Source organism: Yersinia pekkanenii (genome assembly GCF_001152565.1).
GTDB classification, from domain to species: domain Bacteria; phylum Pseudomonadota; class Gammaproteobacteria; order Enterobacterales; family Enterobacteriaceae; genus Yersinia; species Yersinia pekkanenii.
Genome location: NZ_CQAZ01000052.1, coordinates 1 through 18019, shown reverse-complemented (window position 1 = coordinate 18019; position 18019 = coordinate 1). Strand labels below are relative to the sequence as shown.

Genomic DNA, 18019 nt, shown 5'->3' with positions numbered 1-18019 from the left:
TAGTAACTATATCGCTTTTAGTATTGCCGCAGTGTGCCGGTCTTGCAGCGTAACTAACCGTTCAATATAGGCGATGTCTTTCGGCTCAATAGAAAATGCAGAATTAACCCAATCTTCGGTAATATCCATCAATTCTGAACGAGTTAATTGCAAAACGCGTTGTCGAACTCTAACCATCGCTCTCATACCATTTAACTTAGGTCTGATTGTGTCGATAAAGGTACGAGTCGCAAGATAAGCATCACCTGGCTGAAATAATTTATCGACTAGCCCACGGCTCTCATACCATTCCGCAGCATGAGACTCACCGGTCCAAATAAGTTGCTCCGCGACTCTCATTCCTGCCTTTCTCGCGACAAGCGAATAGCCGCCCATGCCAGGAAATAAATTAAATGCAATCTCCGGAAATCCCATTCTGGCAGTAGTTTGTGCCAAAACAAAATGATGGGCCAAGGCAGCTTCAAATCCACCGCCTAACGCACTACCTTCAATCATCGCAATAGATATTGATCCAGTATCAAACCCACGAGAAGCCACATGGACACAATCTACACAAGCGCGCGCATATGCCATTAATGCTTCCCGTTTGCGATTTTTGATCATCTGCGCAAAAAAACTTAAATCGCCCCCGACATTAAATATATTGGGAACCAGCGAGCCCGTCACCCAAAAATCAAAAGGTAATTTGGATTCTTTAGCGGCCTGTGCCAGCGTCATAATATTTTCAATTAACTCTAGGTTAAAACAAGGGCGCGGGTGAGCACGCAGCAACATCCACATGGTATTGCGCTCTTCTTCGTAATAAGCCGATATTTGCGATAAATGGCCAGCTTCAGTAAAAGGGCGGCAGCTAGGAAGATTAATCATATTCATATTCCATCCAATGAGTTAGTTGAACACAAACTGTGCTATTTCTGCCAAATCCTCCTTGAGGAAACGCAAAAAATTGCCGGAAATGACGGCAACTTAAGCTGGCAGATAAATAGTGAGTCACTCAATGGATAAATGATGAAAAAAGCAGTAAAAATTTTAACAACATAGATGCTTAGAGCACAGTTGAGGAAATGAGTAGAATATATATTCTTAACAAAGTTGAATTTCAGATGAAAAAAACCTGCTGTTGTGGATAGAATACAGGCTTAATTTTTATCCCTAACGGATTTTTTATGTTGCAAATCCTGCACTTTCTTCTGGCATTGATTACGATTGCAACACTGGCTTTGCTGGCCAGTCGTGATCGTAAAAACATCAAACTGCGTTATATTTTTCAGTTATTAGTTTTAGAAATTGCACTGGCTTATTTCTTTTTACACTCAGAAAGTGGATCGGGGGCAATAAAGTATTTTGCTGGATTATTCGAATCACTGATGAAATTTGCCGCAATAGGCACCAGTTTTGTATTTGGCAATATGAATGAGCAGGGTCTGGCATTTATATTCCTGAATGTTCTATGCCCGATCATTTTCGTTTCGGCACTGATTGGTATTTTACAGCATTTCCGCATATTACCCCTCATCATACGAGTGGTAGGTACGCTGTTATCCAAAGTAAACGGCATGGGGAAACTAGAGTCTTTCAATGCCGTGAGCACATTGATTTTAGGGCAATCAGAGAATTTTATTGCCTATAAAGGAATTATTGCTGATATATCACCGCGCAGAATGTATACCATGGCAGCAACAGCAATGTCGACAGTATCCATGTCGATTGTAAGTGCTTATATGACGCTGCTCGAACCAAAGTTTGTAGTAACTGCACTCATATTGAATATGTTTAGTACTTTTATTGTTCTTTCTATTATTAACCCTTACCCCGTAGCTGAAGAGCCTGAATTAAAGTTAAACAAACTTCATGAAGACCAAAGCTTTTTTGAAATGCTGGGTGAGTATATTTTGGCTGGGTTTAAAATAGCCATGATTATCGCTGCAATGTTAATTGGGTTTATTGCCATAATTTCTGCTATTAATGCTTTATTTAGCAGTTTATTCAACATCAGCTTCCAAGAAGTACTGGGGTATCTATTTTATCCTCTGGCGCTACTGATTGGTATCCCCGCTCAAGATGCGTTGCAGGCAGGGAGTATTATGGCTACCAAACTGGTCGCGAATGAGTTCGTCGCCATGATTGAACTCAAGAAAGTTGCAGCAGAAATGTCTCCACGTGGTTTGGGTATTCTTTCTGTATTTTTAGTGTCTTTTGCTAACTTTGCCTCTATTGGGATTGTTGCTGGTGCCATTAAAGGGCTGAATGAGCGGCAAGGTAATGTAGTTTCGCGATTTGGATTGAAGTTGGTATACGGTTCAACCTTAGTAAGTTTACTTTCTGCTGCCATTGCCGGGCTTGTCTTGTAATAAAAACACTGTCAATGATGCTGCTGGCCTTTTATCTATCCGGAAATAGGGATAAAAGGCCAGAAACTAGCTTGAGAAATTCACCGTTAAAAATCTACACATACGCCAGCATCAACACGCATGACAGACTCTTGCGCAAACTGCTTTTTATAGCGGGAGCGCACATCTTCAATCGCAGTTTCTTTGTCATTTTTATGGATAAGTACCAACGCCCTGCTGCTTTCTTTGGCTACGTGGCCATCATTTCCCAACCATTGCCCTTTAGCATCAATTACAGTCAGGCCATCTTTGAAGCGGCCGGTCACATCATTATCGACAAAAGATTGCCATTCCGTAGTTGAAATAGCGGGACCATGGGGACGATTCAAACCAAAATAGAGTGTGGTTTGTGCCATTGGCTCACCTTTAACACAGGCTGGCGGTGAAGCTTTTGCCGTTGCTGTATTTTCATGACCAGGGCTTTCAATACAACCGCTCAGTAATACCCCAACGACAACCACACAGGCAAAAAAGGTTGACCGATAGTGGAACGGATTAACACGCTTATCCATGAATAAATCTCACTGAAATAAAAGATAAATAGAAATAAAAACTACCATCCGATGGATAACTCTGCAATCAGGCTAGATAATCATGCAGGAACGCTGTCATATTCCAACAAAACCTTCACTATTGAGTTTAAGACCTAGTATTATTAATGACAAATAATCACCATATTGTTTTTTTATCTATATTTATTAGTTGATTAATAAATAAATTGATTAGATTAAATAATGTTAAATTTACGACTTAGAAAATCTCAGTCGCGATAATTTTCCTGAGTGATTACTCTCCGCTCTTTGCTGCCCTTAAGAAATTAGGCTCATTATGTTACTCAGTGTTCTTTATATTATTGGTATCACAGCGGAAGCCATGACCGGGGCACTGGCTGCGGGCCGCCGCCAGATGGATATGTTTGGCGTTATTATCATTGCTTCTGCAACTGCAATTGGCGGTGGATCGGTCAGAGATATGCTACTGGGCCATTATCCACTTGGTTGGGTTAAGCACCCTGAATACATTGTCATTGTCGCCGTTGCTGCAATCGTCACGACCTGGATGGCTCCGCTAATGAAGCATTTGCGGCATTTGTTTTTAGTGCTTGATGCTATAGGACTGATTGTTTTTTCTATTATTGGTGCACAGATTGCCCTCGATATGGGCCACAGCACAATTATTGCGGCCATTGCGGCTGTGATTACCGGTGTCTTTGGCGGTGTCCTGCGCGATATGTTCTGTAACTGCATTCCACTAGTATTTCAGAAAGAAATCTATGCTGGTATCTCGTTTGCTGCCGCCTGGATCTATATTGCACTGCAATACACGCCACTGTCTCACAATTGGATTGTTATTATTACACTCGTCACTGGGCTAAGTGCGCGATTGTTGGCATTACGATTCCGGCTTGGTCTGCCAGTCTTCAAATATGAGCACTCAGAGCATTAAGTCAGATTTTGGGGGACTTATTCCTCGGGTTCAAATCCGGCAATACTCTGTTGTGATAAGAAATCAGCCATAGCTTGCACCTCTGGATGATGTAAGAAACGATTAATCTGTTTTGCCCGCACCGCCCCAATACCTGATATTAAGCTCCATTCGGTAAGACTCCGTTGCGATAAAGACTGCCACGGAGAATCAACGGATATCGCCAACGGGAATCCCAATGCTTGCAACCACTGGGAAAAGGGCTTCTGTTTTGTGTTTTGAAATTGCTGATAAATCTTTTCTGCCCGCGCTTGCCCTATACCAGGGACATCAGCAATTTGCTCTGTAGAAAGTGTTAACCACCCAACCAAATCATTGATAAGCCCATGGTGGATAAGCTCTCGCCAAAGCCCACGACTAATACTTTGCATATCCAATCCCTTAGGACCACTGAGCCATACTAAACGCGATAGAAGCTGCGGCTCACACTCAGTATGTAAAAGGCGGAAACAGCTCAACTGATGAAACTTGTCCCCTGAGGGTGGTACGAACCCATACCGTTGGCTTACCCGCCAAACAACGTTATCCAGCCGTGGAATACCATGCCCAGCCAGTGTGATAGTGACGTGATCGCCGGATGTAATATCCCATTGCTGCCAACGAGCAACGGAGCCAACATTCACTCGCCGAATCCATTTATCATCAATTTTTACCGGTGAAACCTGTAAAACTACCGTAATTTTACCGGTACGACCCATCGTAAAATGCACATTTTTAATTTCAGTGACTTGCTGTTGAGGTGGATATTTCCATGCCACAGCCCAGTATCCAGGTACTGCCTGCCAATAGCGCCCAGCAGGTTCTTTCTCTTGCCGGATAACAACACCATCAGTCACAAAAGGTAGCGGTGTCTGAAACCAATGCCTGCGCAAGTGGGCAACATCCCGACCTGACACGATGGGTTTGCTATATTTAGCCGTCAAGGGAAAGCCCATCTTTCGCAATAATGCGCCCTTCTCCACCATGCTCTTAGGGCCGTCAGGCCATGCCCAAATAAAAATACCCAGTTGAGGCAGTAACGGCGACGAAGACTTACGCATAAGCGCGCCGGCAACAGAAGCTCTGGCATTAACACCACCCGATTGCGCTTGTTGATGACCCTCTATTTGAAGAAATAACTCCCCCTGTAGGGTTAACAAAGGCGGTGCTGCTGCAATATATTGTGGAATAGTAGCAATAAAAGGGGCTTTGTCCGTCCAGTCCTGGCCTTTCAAGCCATTCCCCCGACTGATAAGTTGTGTCAATTTCCCATTCTGATAAACCAGCGTCACGGCAACACCATCTACTTTAGGTTGTACCCAGAGTTTTTCTCGCCCTAACATCCAGTTAACCAGCTCGGCTTCACCTTTAAGCTTTTTTAATCCAGTATGAGCGACAGGATGAAGAAACTGCCCCTTACCAAGGATTGGCTTATTTCCCTGTTTATCGGGCGGTAGATGGCATGACTGCCATCGATGTAAGGTATCCTGTAATTGGTCATAAACATCATCCGCAATTGGGCTATTACCCTGCTGGTGATAAGCTATGTCCCATTTATTCAGTTGGTTATCCAGGGTATTAATTTCAACAGCCATTCTTTGTGCTGCCCATTCCGGGCAAGCAGATACCGCTCTTGTGCCCCACATCATGCAACCCCAAATAAGCAGATTTGTTATTTTTAGATTCCGTATTTTCATTAGCGTCCTTCCTTGGTGGCAGGAAGTAAAACGCGAAATGCATTATCTGTCGAAGGCCAAAAGAGTTAAATGCGCGCGCTATCGAACAATACTTTTATGCTTGCAACAACAAGACGAAATTACGCAATCTTCCCCGCAAAATTAGAAAATAGCGCTGTTTACAGTGGAAACATTCAGGTGAAATGCGTTTGTAACGCTGCATGACGCGTAGCAGCCGTGTATACTGTGCGGAGATTCACACTTCTGCTTTCTATATATCAACCTAATCAACTGAAACGTCATCATGGTCCAAGGCACGCTATACATTGTTTCCGCGCCCAGTGGGGCAGGGAAATCAAGCCTGATTCAGGCTTTGTTAAAAACACAACCGTTGTACGACACGCAGGTTTCTATTTCCCATACCACGCGTGCTAAACGTCCAGGTGAGAGTCACGGTGAGCATTATTTCTTCGTTTCTGAAGAAGCGTTTTGCCAGATGATTCGTGATGATGCTTTTCTTGAGCATGCCAAAGTATTTGAAAATTACTACGGCACCTCACGTTTGGCGATTGAACAGGTTCTTGCAACCGGGGTTGATGTGTTTTTAGATATCGACTGGCAGGGGGCGCAGCAAATTCGCGCCAAAATGCCAACCGCACGCAGTATTTTTATTTTGCCTCCATCCAAGGAAGAATTGGACCGCCGTTTACGTGGCCGTGGGCAAGATAGCGAAGAGGTTATCGCTAAGCGAATGGCACAAGCTGTCGCCGAGATGACTCATTACGCAGAGTATGATTATTTAATCGTAAATGATGATTTCAATCTGGCTTTATCTGATCTGAAAACCATTATTCGCGCTGAACGACTGCGTTTAGGCCGCCAGAAACAGCGGCATGACGCTTTAATCACCAAATTATTGGCAGACTGAACCGAGTTTCAGTATCATGCCCCGTCATTTCGTCACCTGTGGAGTAGCAGAATTATGGCACGCGTAACTGTTCAAGACGCTGTAGAGAAAATTGGTAACCGTTTTGACCTGGTGTTGGTGGCTGCTCGTCGGGCACGTCAAATCCAGTCCGGCGGTAAAGACGCACTGGTTCCAGAAGAAAACGATAAAGTTACTGTGATTGCGCTGCGTGAGATCGAAGAAGGCCTGATTACCAATCAGATTCTCGATGTTCGTGAACGCCAAGAGCAGCAAGAGCAAGAAGCCGCAGAGATCCAAGCGGTAACTGCGATTGCTGAAGGTCGTCGTTAATTAGACTGCGAGTCTGCCTTGTACCTGTTTGAAAGCCTGAATCTGCTGATTCAACGTTACCTGCCAGAGGAGCAGATTAAGCGCCTCAAACAGGCATATCTTGTCGCACGTGATGCTCACGAGGGTCAGACACGCTCCAGCGGTGAGCCTTATATCACTCATCCGGTTGCTGTGGCCTGTATTCTCGCGGAGATGCGGCTCGATTACGAAACCCTAATGGCGGCGCTATTACATGACGTCATTGAAGACACTCCTGCTACCTATCAAGATATGGAGCAGTTGTTTGGGAAAAGCGTAGCCGAGCTGGTCGAGGGTGTCTCTAAACTCGATAAACTGAATTTCCGTGACAAGAAAGAAGCCCAGGCGGAAAACTTCCGCAAAATGATCATGGCGATGGTGCAAGATATCCGCGTCATTTTGATCAAACTGGCTGACCGCACACATAACATGCGAACGCTGGGTTCCTTGCGCCCGGATAAACGTCGCCGCATTGCACGTGAAACCCTTGAAATATATAGTCCACTTGCCCACCGGCTGGGTATCCATCATTTAAAAACCGAGCTAGAAGAGCTCGGTTTCGAAGCGCTCTACCCCAATCGCTATCGCGTCATTAAAGAAGTGGTGAAAGCCGCACGTGGTAACCGCAAAGAGATGATTCAGAAAATCCTGGCGGAGATTGAAGGGCGTCTGACTGAGGCAGGCATTCCCTGCCGGGTCAGTGGTCGTGAAAAGCATCTCTATTCCATTTATTGCAAAATGAACCTGAAAGAACAGCGCTTTCACTCCATCATGGATATTTATGCTTTTCGGGTTATCGTCAAAGAAGTCGATACTTGCTACCGCGTGTTGGGTCAGGCTCATAGCCTATATAAACCGCGCCCCGGCAGAGTAAAAGACTATATCGCCATCCCTAAAGCTAACGGCTATCAATCGTTGCATACCTCATTAATCGGCCCTCATGGGGTTCCGGTCGAGGTACAAATCCGTACTGAAGATATGGATCAAATGGCCGAAATGGGCGTTGCTGCACACTGGGCTTATAAAGAGCAGGGTGAGTCCGGCACCACAGCACAAATCCGCGCTCAGCGCTGGATGCAAAGTTTGCTGGAGTTACAGCAAAGTGCAGGAAGCTCATTTGAATTTATTGAAAGCGTAAAATCTGATTTATTCCCTGATGAGATTTACGTTTTCACCCCCGAAGGACGCATTGTTGAATTACCTGCCGGCGCGACACCCGTCGACTTTGCCTATGCCGTGCATACCGATATTGGCCATGCCTGCGTTGGCGCGCGTGTTGACCGCCAGCCATATCCGCTTTCTCAGTCACTGATCAGTGGCCAAACTGTTGAGATAATTACTGCTCCGGGCGCACGGCCTAATGCCGCCTGGCTGAATTTTGTTGTTAGCTCGAAAGCTCGCGCTAAAATTCGCCAGTTACTGAAAAACCTTAAACGTGATGAATCGGTAAGCCTTGGCCGCCGGTTACTGAATCATGCTTTAGGCAATGGACGTAAGCTGTCTGATATTTCTGAAGAAAATATCAAGCACGAATTAGATCGCATGAAGCTGGCAACACTTGATGATTTGCTGGCAGAAATCGGGCTGGGTAATGCCATGAGTGTGGTGGTGGCTAAAAATCTGCTGGGTGACCTATCGACAATGGCAACTTCTGGTACCCGTAATCTGGCAATTAAAGGTTCCGATGGCGTACTGATTACCTTTGCCAAGTGCTGCCGCCCGATTCCAGGTGACCCGATTATTGCGCATATCAGTCCGGGGAAAGGGCTGGTTATCCACCACGAAGCTTGTCGCAATATCCGTGGTTACCAGAAAGAGCCGGAGAAGTTTATGGCGGTTGAATGGGATCAGGAGACTGGGCAAGAGTTTATTGCTGAAATTAAAGTCGACATGTTCAACCAGCAAGGCGCTCTGGCAAACCTAACTGCGGCAATTAATGCGGCAGAATCCAATATTCAGAGCCTGAATACAGAAGAGAAAGATGGCCGGGTGTACAGTGCCTTTATTCGCCTGACTACCCGTGACCGCGTCCATTTAGCTAACATTATGCGTAAGATCCGTATCATGCCAGATGTGGTTAAAGTCAGCCGTAATCGCAATTAGCGCTCATGAATCCTCAACGCTATGCGCGGATATGTGAAATGCTTGCCACCAGGCAGCCAGATTTAACGGTCTGTCTGGAGCAAGTACACAAGCCGCACAATGTCTCTGCCATTATTCGCACTGCCGATGCTGTTGGTATTCATCAAGTCCATGCCATTTGGCCAACAACCCAGATGTACACGCGGCTTTCCTCCGCAGCGGGTAGCAACAGTTGGGTTCAGGTCAAAACACACACCAATATTACCGATGCCATTGCTCATCTGAAATTACAGAACATGCAAATCCTGGCAACTCATTTATCTGATAAAGCTGTCGATTTCCGCAAAATAGACTATACCCGCCCAACCTGCATTTTAATGGGGCAGGAGAAAAGCGGTATCTCTGAAGAAGCGTTGGCACTGGCAGATCAAGACATCATTATTCCAATGATCGGCATGGTACAATCGCTTAATGTCTCCGTCGCTTCGGCGTTGATTTTATATGAAGCCCAGCGACAGCGGCAAAATGCCGGCATGTACCAGCGGGCGCTGAGTGTTCTGCCCGAAGATGAACAACAGCGGTTACTGTTTGAGGGTGGCTATCCGGTATTGGCACAAGTTGCCAAACGCAAAGGGCTGCCTCAACCGCACATTGATGAGCAGGGTCAGGTCATTGCCAATGCGCAATGGTGGTCTGCTATGCAAGCTCTACGGGGGCTTAAATGAAAGGCCGACTGCTGGATGCCGTCCCCCTTGGTACGCTTTCCGGCGTTGGCGCAAGTCAAGCTGGAAAGCTGGCAAAGATGGGGCTGGAAAGCATCCAAGACTTGCTGCTCCACTTGCCGTTACGTTATGAAGATCGTACCCGCCTGTATCGCATTGGCGATTTGATGCCCGGCCTCTCGGTTACTGTTGAGGGTGAGGTTCTGCGTTCAGATATCGTGTTTGGCCGCCGTCGCATGATGACCTGCCAAATCAGTGACGGCAGCGGTGTTCTCACTCTGCGCTTTTTTAATTTCAATGCTGCGATGAAAAATAGCCTCTCTCCGGGCAAGCATGTCATTGCCTATGGCGAAGCTAAACGAGGTAACACCGGGCCAGAAATCATTCACCCTGAATATCGAGTGCATGGCGAGAATATTGGTGTTGAATTGCAAGAATCGCTGACACCGGTTTATCCCACCACTGAAGGCATTCGTCAGACGACTCTGCGCAAACTTATCGATCAGGCGCTGGCGATGCTGGATACTTGTGTCATTGCTGAGTTGCTCCCGATTGAACTGAGCCGCTCTCTGATCAGCTTGCCGGAAGCGATTCATACTCTGCATCGTCCACCAGCAGATATTCGGCTAGAGGACTTAGAACAGGGTAAACACCCCGCACAGCGGCGGTTGATCATGGAAGAGTTACTGGCCCACAACCTCAGCATGTTGGCGGTCAGGGCGGGTGCACAAAGCTATCGGGCGCTGCCATTATTGGCAGAACAACAACTTAAACAGCGTTTTCTGGCAGCTCTGCCATTCACACCCACCCGCGCCCAACAACGGGTAGTGGCAGAGATCGAGCAGGATATGACACATAACTTCCCAATGATGCGATTGATTCAAGGGGATGTTGGCTCCGGTAAAACACTGGTTGCGGCACTGGCGGCACTACGAGCCATCGCTCACGGGAAGCAAGTCGCGCTAATGGCTCCAACTGAATTGCTGGCAGAACAACATGCCACAACTTTCCGCCAATGGCTGGAGCCGTTAGGTTTGGCCGTAGGTTGGCTGGCTGGCAAGCAGAAAGGTAAAGCACGGTTGGCGCAACAAGAAGCCGTCGCCAGTGGTCAGGTTTCCATGGTTGTTGGCACTCATGCCATGTTTCAAGAACAGGTGAAATTTTCTGGATTAGCACTGGTTATTATTGATGAACAACATCGTTTCGGTGTTCATCAGCGGCTCGCATTATGGGAAAAGGGCGAGGAACAGGGCTTCCATCCCCATCAGTTAATCATGACCGCAACTCCAATCCCAAGAACGCTGGCCATGACTGCCTATGCCGATCTTGATACCTCGGTAATTGACGAGCTACCGCCGGGTAGAACACCCGTCACGACCGTCGCCATTCCTGACACCCGCCGTAGTGATGTTATCCAGCGGGTTAAAAATGCCTGTCTGGAAGAGGGGCGGCAAGCTTATTGGGTCTGTACATTGATTGAAGAGTCTGAGTTGCTGGAAGCGCAGGCAGCTGAAGTCACCTGTGAAGAATTGAAAATTGCGTTGCCAGAAATCAAAGTCGGGTTGGTCCATGGCCGTATGAAAGGTCCTGAAAAACAGGCGGTTATGTTAGCATTTAAGCAGGGTGAGTTGCAGTTACTGGTAGCAACTACGGTCATTGAGGTCGGGGTTGATGTGCCTAACGCTAGCCTGATGATAATCGATAACCCAGAACGTTTGGGGTTGGCGCAATTACATCAGTTACGTGGCCGTGTTGGCCGTGGAGCGGTGGCCTCTCATTGCGTATTACTCTACAAAACACCGTTGAGCAAAACCGCTCAGATGCGCTTGCAGGTACTGCGTGATAGTAATGATGGCTTTGTCATTGCACAGCGGGATTTAGAAATCCGCGGCCCCGGCGAATTGCTGGGGACACGGCAGACCGGGAGTGCAGAGTTCAAAGTGGCTGATTTACTCCGGGATCAAGCCATGATCCCGGAAGTACAGCGGGTAGCCCGTCATTTGCATCAACAATATCCCGAACATGCTCGGGCCTTGATAGAACGCTGGTTACCTGAGCGGGCGCGTTACACTAACGCGTAATGAATAAGGGGGGTAGGTAACCCCAACCCCAGAATGCAATTACCCCACCACCGCAGGGAAAATTGGCAGTAACAGATACAGCTTAATCACGATCGCATTGGCAATATCAATAAAGAACGCGCCGACCATCGGCACGACTAAAAATGCCAAATGCGACGGGCCAAAACGGTCAGTAATCGCTTGCATATTAGCAATAGCAGTCGGGGTTGCCCCCAAACCAAAGCCACAATGCCCCGCCGCCAGTACTGCCGCATCATAGTTTTTTCCCATTACACGGTAGGTAACGAAGATAGCGTACAGTGCCATCGCTAGCGCCTGTACTGATAGGATCACCAACATTGGTAATGCCAGTGAAGCCAGCTCCCAGAGCTTCAGGCTCATCAGCGCCATTGCCAAAAACAGTGACAAACTGACGTTCCCTAACACCGATACCGCGCGATCAAAGACTTTATAGAAGCCGATTGCTGACAGTGTGTTACTGAGAATGACACCGACAAATAGCACGCAGACAAAGATTGGCAGCTCAAACATCGTGCCCAGCAGCCAACCGGCAATCACATTGCCAGCCATCAAGCAGATAGCAATCATAGCGATGGTTTCAACTAACACCAAAGAGGTGATCATCCGCCCCGCCGAAGGCTTTTCAAATGCGGAAGGAACTTCGCTATCCTCCGGCGTACCATCCGGCGTGGAAGAGTGCTTCACCAGATAGCGGGCAACCGGCCCACCAATCAAACCGCCCAGCACCAAACCAAATGTCGCACAGGCCATAGCCACTTCGGTTGCATTTTCAAAGCCATAGCGTTCAGTGAATAGTTTACTCCACGCTGCGCCGGTGCCGTGCCCACCCGATAAGGTAATTGAACCGGCCAATAAACCCATCAATGGATCTAGCCCCATCAATTTAGCTAGGGCAATACCAATTGCGTTCTGCATCAGCAGTAACCCTATGACCACAAAGACAAATACGCTCAGGGCTTTGCCACCGGTACGTAAACTGGCCAGATTGGCATTCAACCCAATAGTTGCAAAGAATGCCAGCATCAAAGGGTCTTTCAGTGACATATCAAAACTGATTTCCCAGCCCAGAGTCTTTTGCACCAGCAACATCAGAAATGCCACCAGTAAGCCACCGGCTACCGGTTCAGGAATAGTGTATTTCTTGAGGAATGAGACAGTTTGTACGAGTTTTCGGCCTAATAATAAAACTAAACAGGCCGCGACTAGCGTGCCATAGGTATCGAGATGCAACATCTTGGTACTCCATGCGATTAAAATATCGAGTAAAAATATGACGTTAGACAGTTCCTTAAAAACGCCAAAACAGTTAAGAAAGGGATTAGAAAAAAAACGCCGCCAATTACAAGTTTAGTAATAGAAAAATGTGGGTGAGCACCGGGTAGAATTATTTTAAAAAACGCAGCGCAACCGATTGCTTTTGTGAGCCGGATCATTAAAATGCCCTCTTTGTCGATCCGGGAATGCCACGCCATGTCTACGCAATCCGCCGAGCTTGATACTCCACAGCAAGCGACCACTCACCCCAGCGAATTGATTTATCGTTTAGAAGACCGCCCTCCACTCGCCCAAACACTGTTTGCCGCTTGCCAGCATTTATTGGCAATGTTTGTCGCCGTGATAACCCCTGGCCTATTGATTTGTCAGGCGCTGGGATTACCGGCGGAAGATACCCAACGCATTATTAGTATGTCGCTGTTTGCATCCGGCCTGGCATCGTTGCTGCAAATTAAAACTTGGGGGCCGGTTGGCTCGGGCCTGTTATCGATTCAAGGCACCAGTTTTAACTTTGTTGCACCGTTGATTATGGGGGGGCTGGCACTGAAAAATGGTGGCGCAGATATCCCAACCATGATGGCTGCGCTGTTCGGTACGCTAATGCTCGCATCCTGCACCGAAATTATACTCTCCCGTTTCCTGCATTTGGCGCGGCGCATTATCACTCCACTGGTATCTGGCATTGTGGTGATGATTATCGGCCTGTCATTGATTCAGGTTGGACTGACATCTATTGGTGGCGGTTATGGTGCGATGAGTGACCATACCTTCGGCGCACCGAAAAACCTGTTATTAGCGGGTTCGGTATTGGTGGTGATTATTTTGCTGAACCGCCAGCGTAACCCGTATCTGCGAGTCGCCTCTTTGGTTATTGCTATGGCCGTAGGTTACTTGCTGGCCTGGTCGCTAGGCATGTTGCCAGAGAGTCGCCCGGTAGTGGACACTGCTCTGATTACCATCCCAACGCCACTTTATTATGGTCTTTCTTTGGACTGGAACCTGCTGGTGCCACTGATGTTGATCTTCATGGTGACCTCACTGGAGACCATTGGCGATATCACAGCAACATCCGATGTATCAGAGCAGCCAGTGCATGGTCCGTTGTACATGAAACGCCTGAAGGGTGGTGTGCTGGCGAATGGTTTGAACTCGATGCTATCCGCCGTGTTCAACACCTTCCCTAATTCCTGCTTCGGCCAGAACAATGGCGTGATCCAGTTGACCGGTGTTGCCAGCCGTTATGTTGGCTTCGTTGTCGCACTGATGCTGATTGTTCTCGGCTTGTTCCCGGCAGTAGCAGGGTTTGTGCAACATATTCCTGAGCCCGTTCTAGGTGGTGCTACTCTCGTGATGTTCGGGACCATTGCTGCTTCTGGTGTCCGTATCGTGTCACGTGAGACACTCAATCGCCGCGCCATTATGATTATGGCTCTGTCATTGGCAGTCGGTATGGGTGTCGCACAACAACCATTGATTCTGCAATTTGCGCCAGATTGGATCAAAACGTTGCTTTCTTCCGGGATTGCTGCCGGTGGTATTACTGCTATTGTGCTTAACTTACTCTTCCCACAAGAAAAATAATTTTTGCACGAACACATCACTGAAATGGCCGGTCGTAAACGATACCGGCCATTTTTTTATCGTCGGATAACCAATTGTCTATTGAGCTAATGGACAAATTGCGGCATAAACAGGGTTCTGTATCACCGACAGGCGTGGAAAAACCGGATGAAACTTCTCGGGAAAGTGCTATTAACGTTATTACTACTACTGGTGCTGTCTGTAGTGCTGTGCTACGTATTGCTCCAGACCAGTTGGGCTGCCAGTTGGCTGAGCCGTTGGGTCAGTGATAACAGTGAATATCGCCTCTCTCTGGGGAAAATAGATCACTCATGGTCCCAACCGGGGCAAGTCAGTTTCAGTGATATCAGTCTGGGCCACGCCAATCAGCCCCCCTTTCTTGTTGCCCAGCAAGCACTGTTCGGCCTGAGCTGGCGGCAACTGACCGAACCCCGTCATTTTCTTAAGTTGCAACTGCAAAATGGCAGTTTGACCCTCAATAACGCAGACTCGTCACTGCCGTTGCAAGCAGATAGGTTGCAGCTAACCAATATGGCGCTGAATACGACTATTGAGCAGAAAAATTCAGCGGCCCAATGGAAGATTGCCGGTCAACAAATTAATGGTGGCCTGGTGCCGTGGCAGCCACAACCGGGCAATAGTCTTGGTGAGAATAGCCAATTTCAGTTCAGTGCCGGCTCCCTGACCGTTAATGGTATTACCGCTCAACAACTCTATCTGCAAGGTTCGATTGAGAAAAATGCCCTGACCCTGACCAATTTTGGTGCCAATATTGCACAAGGGGAATTGACCGGTAACGCCAGTCAGGCCGTTGACGGTAGCTGGTTGGTTGAAAGGCTACGCCTGAGTAATATTCGCCTGCAAACCGCGACCAGGTTAGAGGATGTCTGGCAGGCCTTTTTGCAATTACCCTCCATCACGCTAAAGCGCTTCGATTTGATTGATGCGCGGGTTGAAGGGAAAGGTTGGGCGTTTAACGATTTAGATCTGACACTCAAAAATATCACTTTTAAGCAAGGCGATTGGCAAACAGATGATGGCGAACTGTCCTTCAATGCAGGTGATATTATTAAAGGTAATATTCATCTGATTGATCCGATCGCCACATTTTCCTTATCGCCTGCAGGCGTGGCAATTAATCAATTCTCAACCCGCTGGCAAGACGGCCTACTGAGAACGCAAGGTAAATGGCTACGCGCAGACCATCGATTGCAATTGGATGAGTTGACACTGGTCGCGCTGGTTTACACTCTGCCTGCCGATTGGCGGCAGCTATGGCAGCAAACATTGCCAAACTGGCTGTCTGAAGTGTATGTCAGCAAGCTCAGCGCTAACCGTAATTTATTGATTGATATTACTCCTGACTTCCCGTTCCAAATCACTTCGCTCGATGCTACGGGTAATAACTTATTACTGGCAAAAAATCATCAATGGGGGGTCTGGTCCGGATCACTAATGCTGAATGCCGCTGATGCGACCTTCAATAAAAACGATGTGCGCCGCCCATCACTGGCTCTGAATGCCAATGAACAACAGATTACATTTAGTGAGTTAAGCGCGTTCACCAAAGAGGGCTTATTGGAGGCCACCGCCAGTATTGACCAAACACCTGCCCGAGCCTTATCACTGGCGCTGACCGGCCGTTCTGTCAATCTTGATATCTTGCAAAACTGGGGCTGGTCAGTATTACCGCTACAAGGCTTGGGCAACCTGAAATTGCAGATAAAAGGCAGTCTGGCCGCAGATACCCCCTTGAAACCGACTGTTAGCGGCTCTCTACAGGCCACTGACAGCAACGGGCAACAAGTGAACCAAACAATGCAGCACGGGGAAGTACATAGCGCAGTGGGGCAATAAGGGCGGTTTATACTGCCCAACCCAATGCCGATTGAGCAATAACCGCCGATTAGGTTAGACATTTTATGTAATCGGCGCAGCCGTTTATCCTACATAAGTGGGAAGGAACCCGAGTATTCAAAGAAGCTTTGCGGGACATAATTGTTTATCTTCTTCTCATAGCAATATTCTATGACCTGTTTTTTACTGGTCACGCCGACTTTCCCATAGATGCTTTGAATGATATTGCAGACTGTTCTGACTGATAAATGGAGTTTTTTCGCGATATCTTTGCTTGAGAAGGCATGTAAAATATAAAATAATACCTCCCACTCTCTTTTGGTGAATAGCGCTGATGGCGGAGTAAATATAAGTGATGTGGGGACTTTTATCTTATTTAAATGAGTTAATATTATGTCTTCCACTGGTCGTACATGAAAAATAGTCCCCTGAGAGACACCCTTTTCATCTATTATCGGGTACTTATCACAAAAGTTAGGTTGAAAATAAGAACGTCCATACCATTTATGTATTTCAGCCGATGTTACACGCTCCTGTAATAATTCTACCTGGCGGTCATGCTGCTGAAATTCAACCTGAAACTCTGCTATTGGTGTAGGAAGATCGCCATCTAATCGCCCTTCATAGTTATATTTTTCAGGTAAATTTAATAAGTTACACCACTCTTTATTTGCATAGATAAATCTGGATTGATTATCTTTAACCCCCCAAGGTTCTGAACTTTGCTCCCAAAAACGTATTAATGCTTCAAGTGAGTTAAGTAGTGTTTTTTCCATTACCGTTTTCCTCTTAATTGTTATCTCTCTCTATCCTGCAAGTGGGAAGGAACCCGAGTATTCAAAGAAGCTTTGCGGGACATAATTGTTTATCTTCTTCTCATAACAATATTCTATAACCTGTTTTTTACTGGTTACGCCGACTTTCCCATAGATGCGTTGAGTTATATTGCAGACTGTTCTTGCCGATAAATGGAGTTTGTTAGCAATGTCTTTGCTCGAGAAGGCATGTAAGATATAAAACAACACCTCCCACTCTCTTTTGGTGAATAGCACTGATGGTGGGGTAAAGATAAGGGATGTGGGGACTTTTATCTTATTTAAATGAGTTAATATTATTTCTGTCACTGGCCTTCCATGAAAAATAACCCCCTGTGACACACCATTTTCATCTATTAATGGATATTTTTCACTGAAATAAGGCTGAAAATAAGAACACCCATTCCATGCATGTATTTCAATGTTTGTGACACGATCCTGCAATAGTTCTACTTTACGGTCATGTTCCTGCCATGCATCTTGAAACTCCGCAGTTGGTGAAGGGACCTCACCATCAAACCGCCCTTCCAAACTATATTTATGAGGTAAAGCTAGTAATTTATGATAACTGGAATTTGCATAAATAAATTTTGACTTATTATCTCTTGCCCCCCAGGGTTCTGAACTTTTCTCCCAAAACCGTATTAAGACTTCAAGTGATTTCTTCAGATTATTTTCCATTTCAACCCCCCTATTACATTTAGTTTTCCTTACCCTGCAAGTGGGAAGGAACCCGAGTACTCAAAGAAGCTTTGCGGGACATAATTATTTATCTTCTT

The 18019-nt window shown here is 46.7% G+C and carries 15 protein-coding genes; 9 read left to right on the top strand and 6 right to left on the bottom strand.

The features are described 5' to 3' along the window. Positions 1-6: 6 nt before the first annotated feature. On the bottom strand, positions 7-873 hold the full coding sequence (locus AEP37_RS19550) for a crotonase/enoyl-CoA hydratase family protein (protein ID WP_049614926.1): 867 nt from the start codon (positions 871-873) through the stop codon (positions 7-9). A gap of 293 nt (positions 874-1166) precedes the next feature. Here AEP37_RS19550 and AEP37_RS19545 point away from each other — a divergent pair, with 293 nt between their 5' ends. Further along, positions 1167-2351, top strand: coding sequence for a NupC/NupG family nucleoside CNT transporter (locus AEP37_RS19545; protein ID WP_049614925.1), 1185 nt, complete (start codon positions 1167-1169; stop codon positions 2349-2351). An 86-nt stretch (positions 2352-2437) separates the two neighbouring features. On the opposite strand, the gene AEP37_RS19540 is transcribed toward AEP37_RS19545, so the two are convergent. Continuing rightward, positions 2438-2902: a DUF3574 domain-containing protein gene (locus AEP37_RS19540; RefSeq protein WP_049614924.1), complete on the bottom strand. Its 465-nt coding sequence runs from the start codon at positions 2900-2902 to the stop codon at positions 2438-2440. 316 nt (positions 2903-3218) lie between these two features. Between AEP37_RS19540 and AEP37_RS19535 the strand changes: the two genes are divergently transcribed. Beyond that, positions 3219-3836 carry a trimeric intracellular cation channel family protein gene (locus AEP37_RS19535; protein WP_049614923.1) on the top strand — a complete coding sequence of 206 codons (618 nt, stop codon included), beginning with the start codon at positions 3219-3221 and terminating at the stop codon, positions 3834-3836. A 17-nt stretch (positions 3837-3853) separates the two neighbouring features. Here AEP37_RS19535 and ligB read toward each other — a convergent pair whose 3' ends face one another. Further along, on the bottom strand, positions 3854-5551 hold the full coding sequence (gene ligB, locus AEP37_RS19530; protein ID WP_049614922.1) for an NAD-dependent DNA ligase LigB: 1698 nt from the start codon (positions 5549-5551) through the stop codon (positions 3854-3856). Positions 5552-5834: 283 nt separating this feature from the next. On the opposite strand from ligB, the gene gmk reads away from it, so the two are divergent. The 5 genes from gmk to recG are packed head-to-tail and all read left to right on the top strand — an operon-like array spanning position 5835 to position 11691. Next, positions 5835-6458: a guanylate kinase gene (gene gmk, locus AEP37_RS19525; protein ID WP_049614921.1), complete on the top strand. Its 624-nt coding sequence runs from the start codon at positions 5835-5837 to the stop codon at positions 6456-6458. Between the two features lie 54 nt (positions 6459-6512). Further along, positions 6513-6788 carry a DNA-directed RNA polymerase subunit omega gene (gene rpoZ, locus AEP37_RS19520; RefSeq protein ID WP_004392061.1) on the top strand — a complete coding sequence of 92 codons (276 nt, stop codon included), beginning with the start codon at positions 6513-6515 and terminating at the stop codon, positions 6786-6788. Between the two features lie 18 nt (positions 6789-6806). Beyond that, entirely contained in the window at positions 6807-8909 is a 2103-nt protein-coding gene (gene spoT, locus AEP37_RS19515) for a bifunctional GTP diphosphokinase/guanosine-3',5'-bis pyrophosphate 3'-pyrophosphohydrolase (RefSeq protein WP_049614920.1), read from the top strand. A 5-nt stretch (positions 8910-8914) separates the two neighbouring features. Next, positions 8915-9613, top strand: a complete 699-nt coding sequence (gene trmH / locus AEP37_RS19510; protein WP_049614919.1) for a tRNA (guanosine(18)-2'-O)-methyltransferase TrmH — start codon at positions 8915-8917, stop codon at positions 9611-9613. Next, positions 9610-11691 (top strand): ATP-dependent DNA helicase RecG, encoded by a 2082-nt coding sequence (gene recG, locus AEP37_RS19505; protein WP_049614918.1) that lies wholly within the window; start codon positions 9610-9612, stop codon positions 11689-11691. Before trmH ends, recG begins: the two co-directional genes overlap by 4 nt. Before the next feature lie 39 nt (positions 11692-11730). Here the strand turns inward: recG and gltS are convergent, their stop codons facing one another. Continuing rightward, positions 11731-12945, bottom strand: coding sequence for a sodium/glutamate symporter (gltS, locus tag AEP37_RS19500; RefSeq protein WP_049614917.1), 1215 nt, complete (start codon positions 12943-12945; stop codon positions 11731-11733). Between the two features lie 237 nt (positions 12946-13182). On the opposite strand from gltS, the gene AEP37_RS19490 reads away from it, so the two are divergent. After that, positions 13183-14568: a uracil-xanthine permease family protein gene (locus AEP37_RS19490; RefSeq protein ID WP_049614915.1), complete on the top strand. Its 1386-nt coding sequence runs from the start codon at positions 13183-13185 to the stop codon at positions 14566-14568. 147 nt (positions 14569-14715) lie between these two features. Next, on the top strand, positions 14716-16425 hold the full coding sequence (locus AEP37_RS19485) for an AsmA family protein (protein ID WP_049614914.1): 1710 nt from the start codon (positions 14716-14718) through the stop codon (positions 16423-16425). Positions 16426-16514: 89 nt separating this feature from the next. Here AEP37_RS19485 and AEP37_RS19480 read toward each other — a convergent pair whose 3' ends face one another. After that, complete coding sequence (locus AEP37_RS19480) at positions 16515-17201, bottom strand: helix-turn-helix transcriptional regulator (protein ID WP_049614913.1); 687 nt, start codon at positions 17199-17201, stop codon at positions 16515-16517. Positions 17202-17231: 30 nt separating this feature from the next. Continuing rightward, positions 17232-17921, bottom strand: a complete 690-nt coding sequence (locus tag AEP37_RS19475; protein WP_049614912.1) for a helix-turn-helix transcriptional regulator — start codon at positions 17919-17921, stop codon at positions 17232-17234. Between the last annotated feature and the right edge of the window lie 98 nt (positions 17922-18019).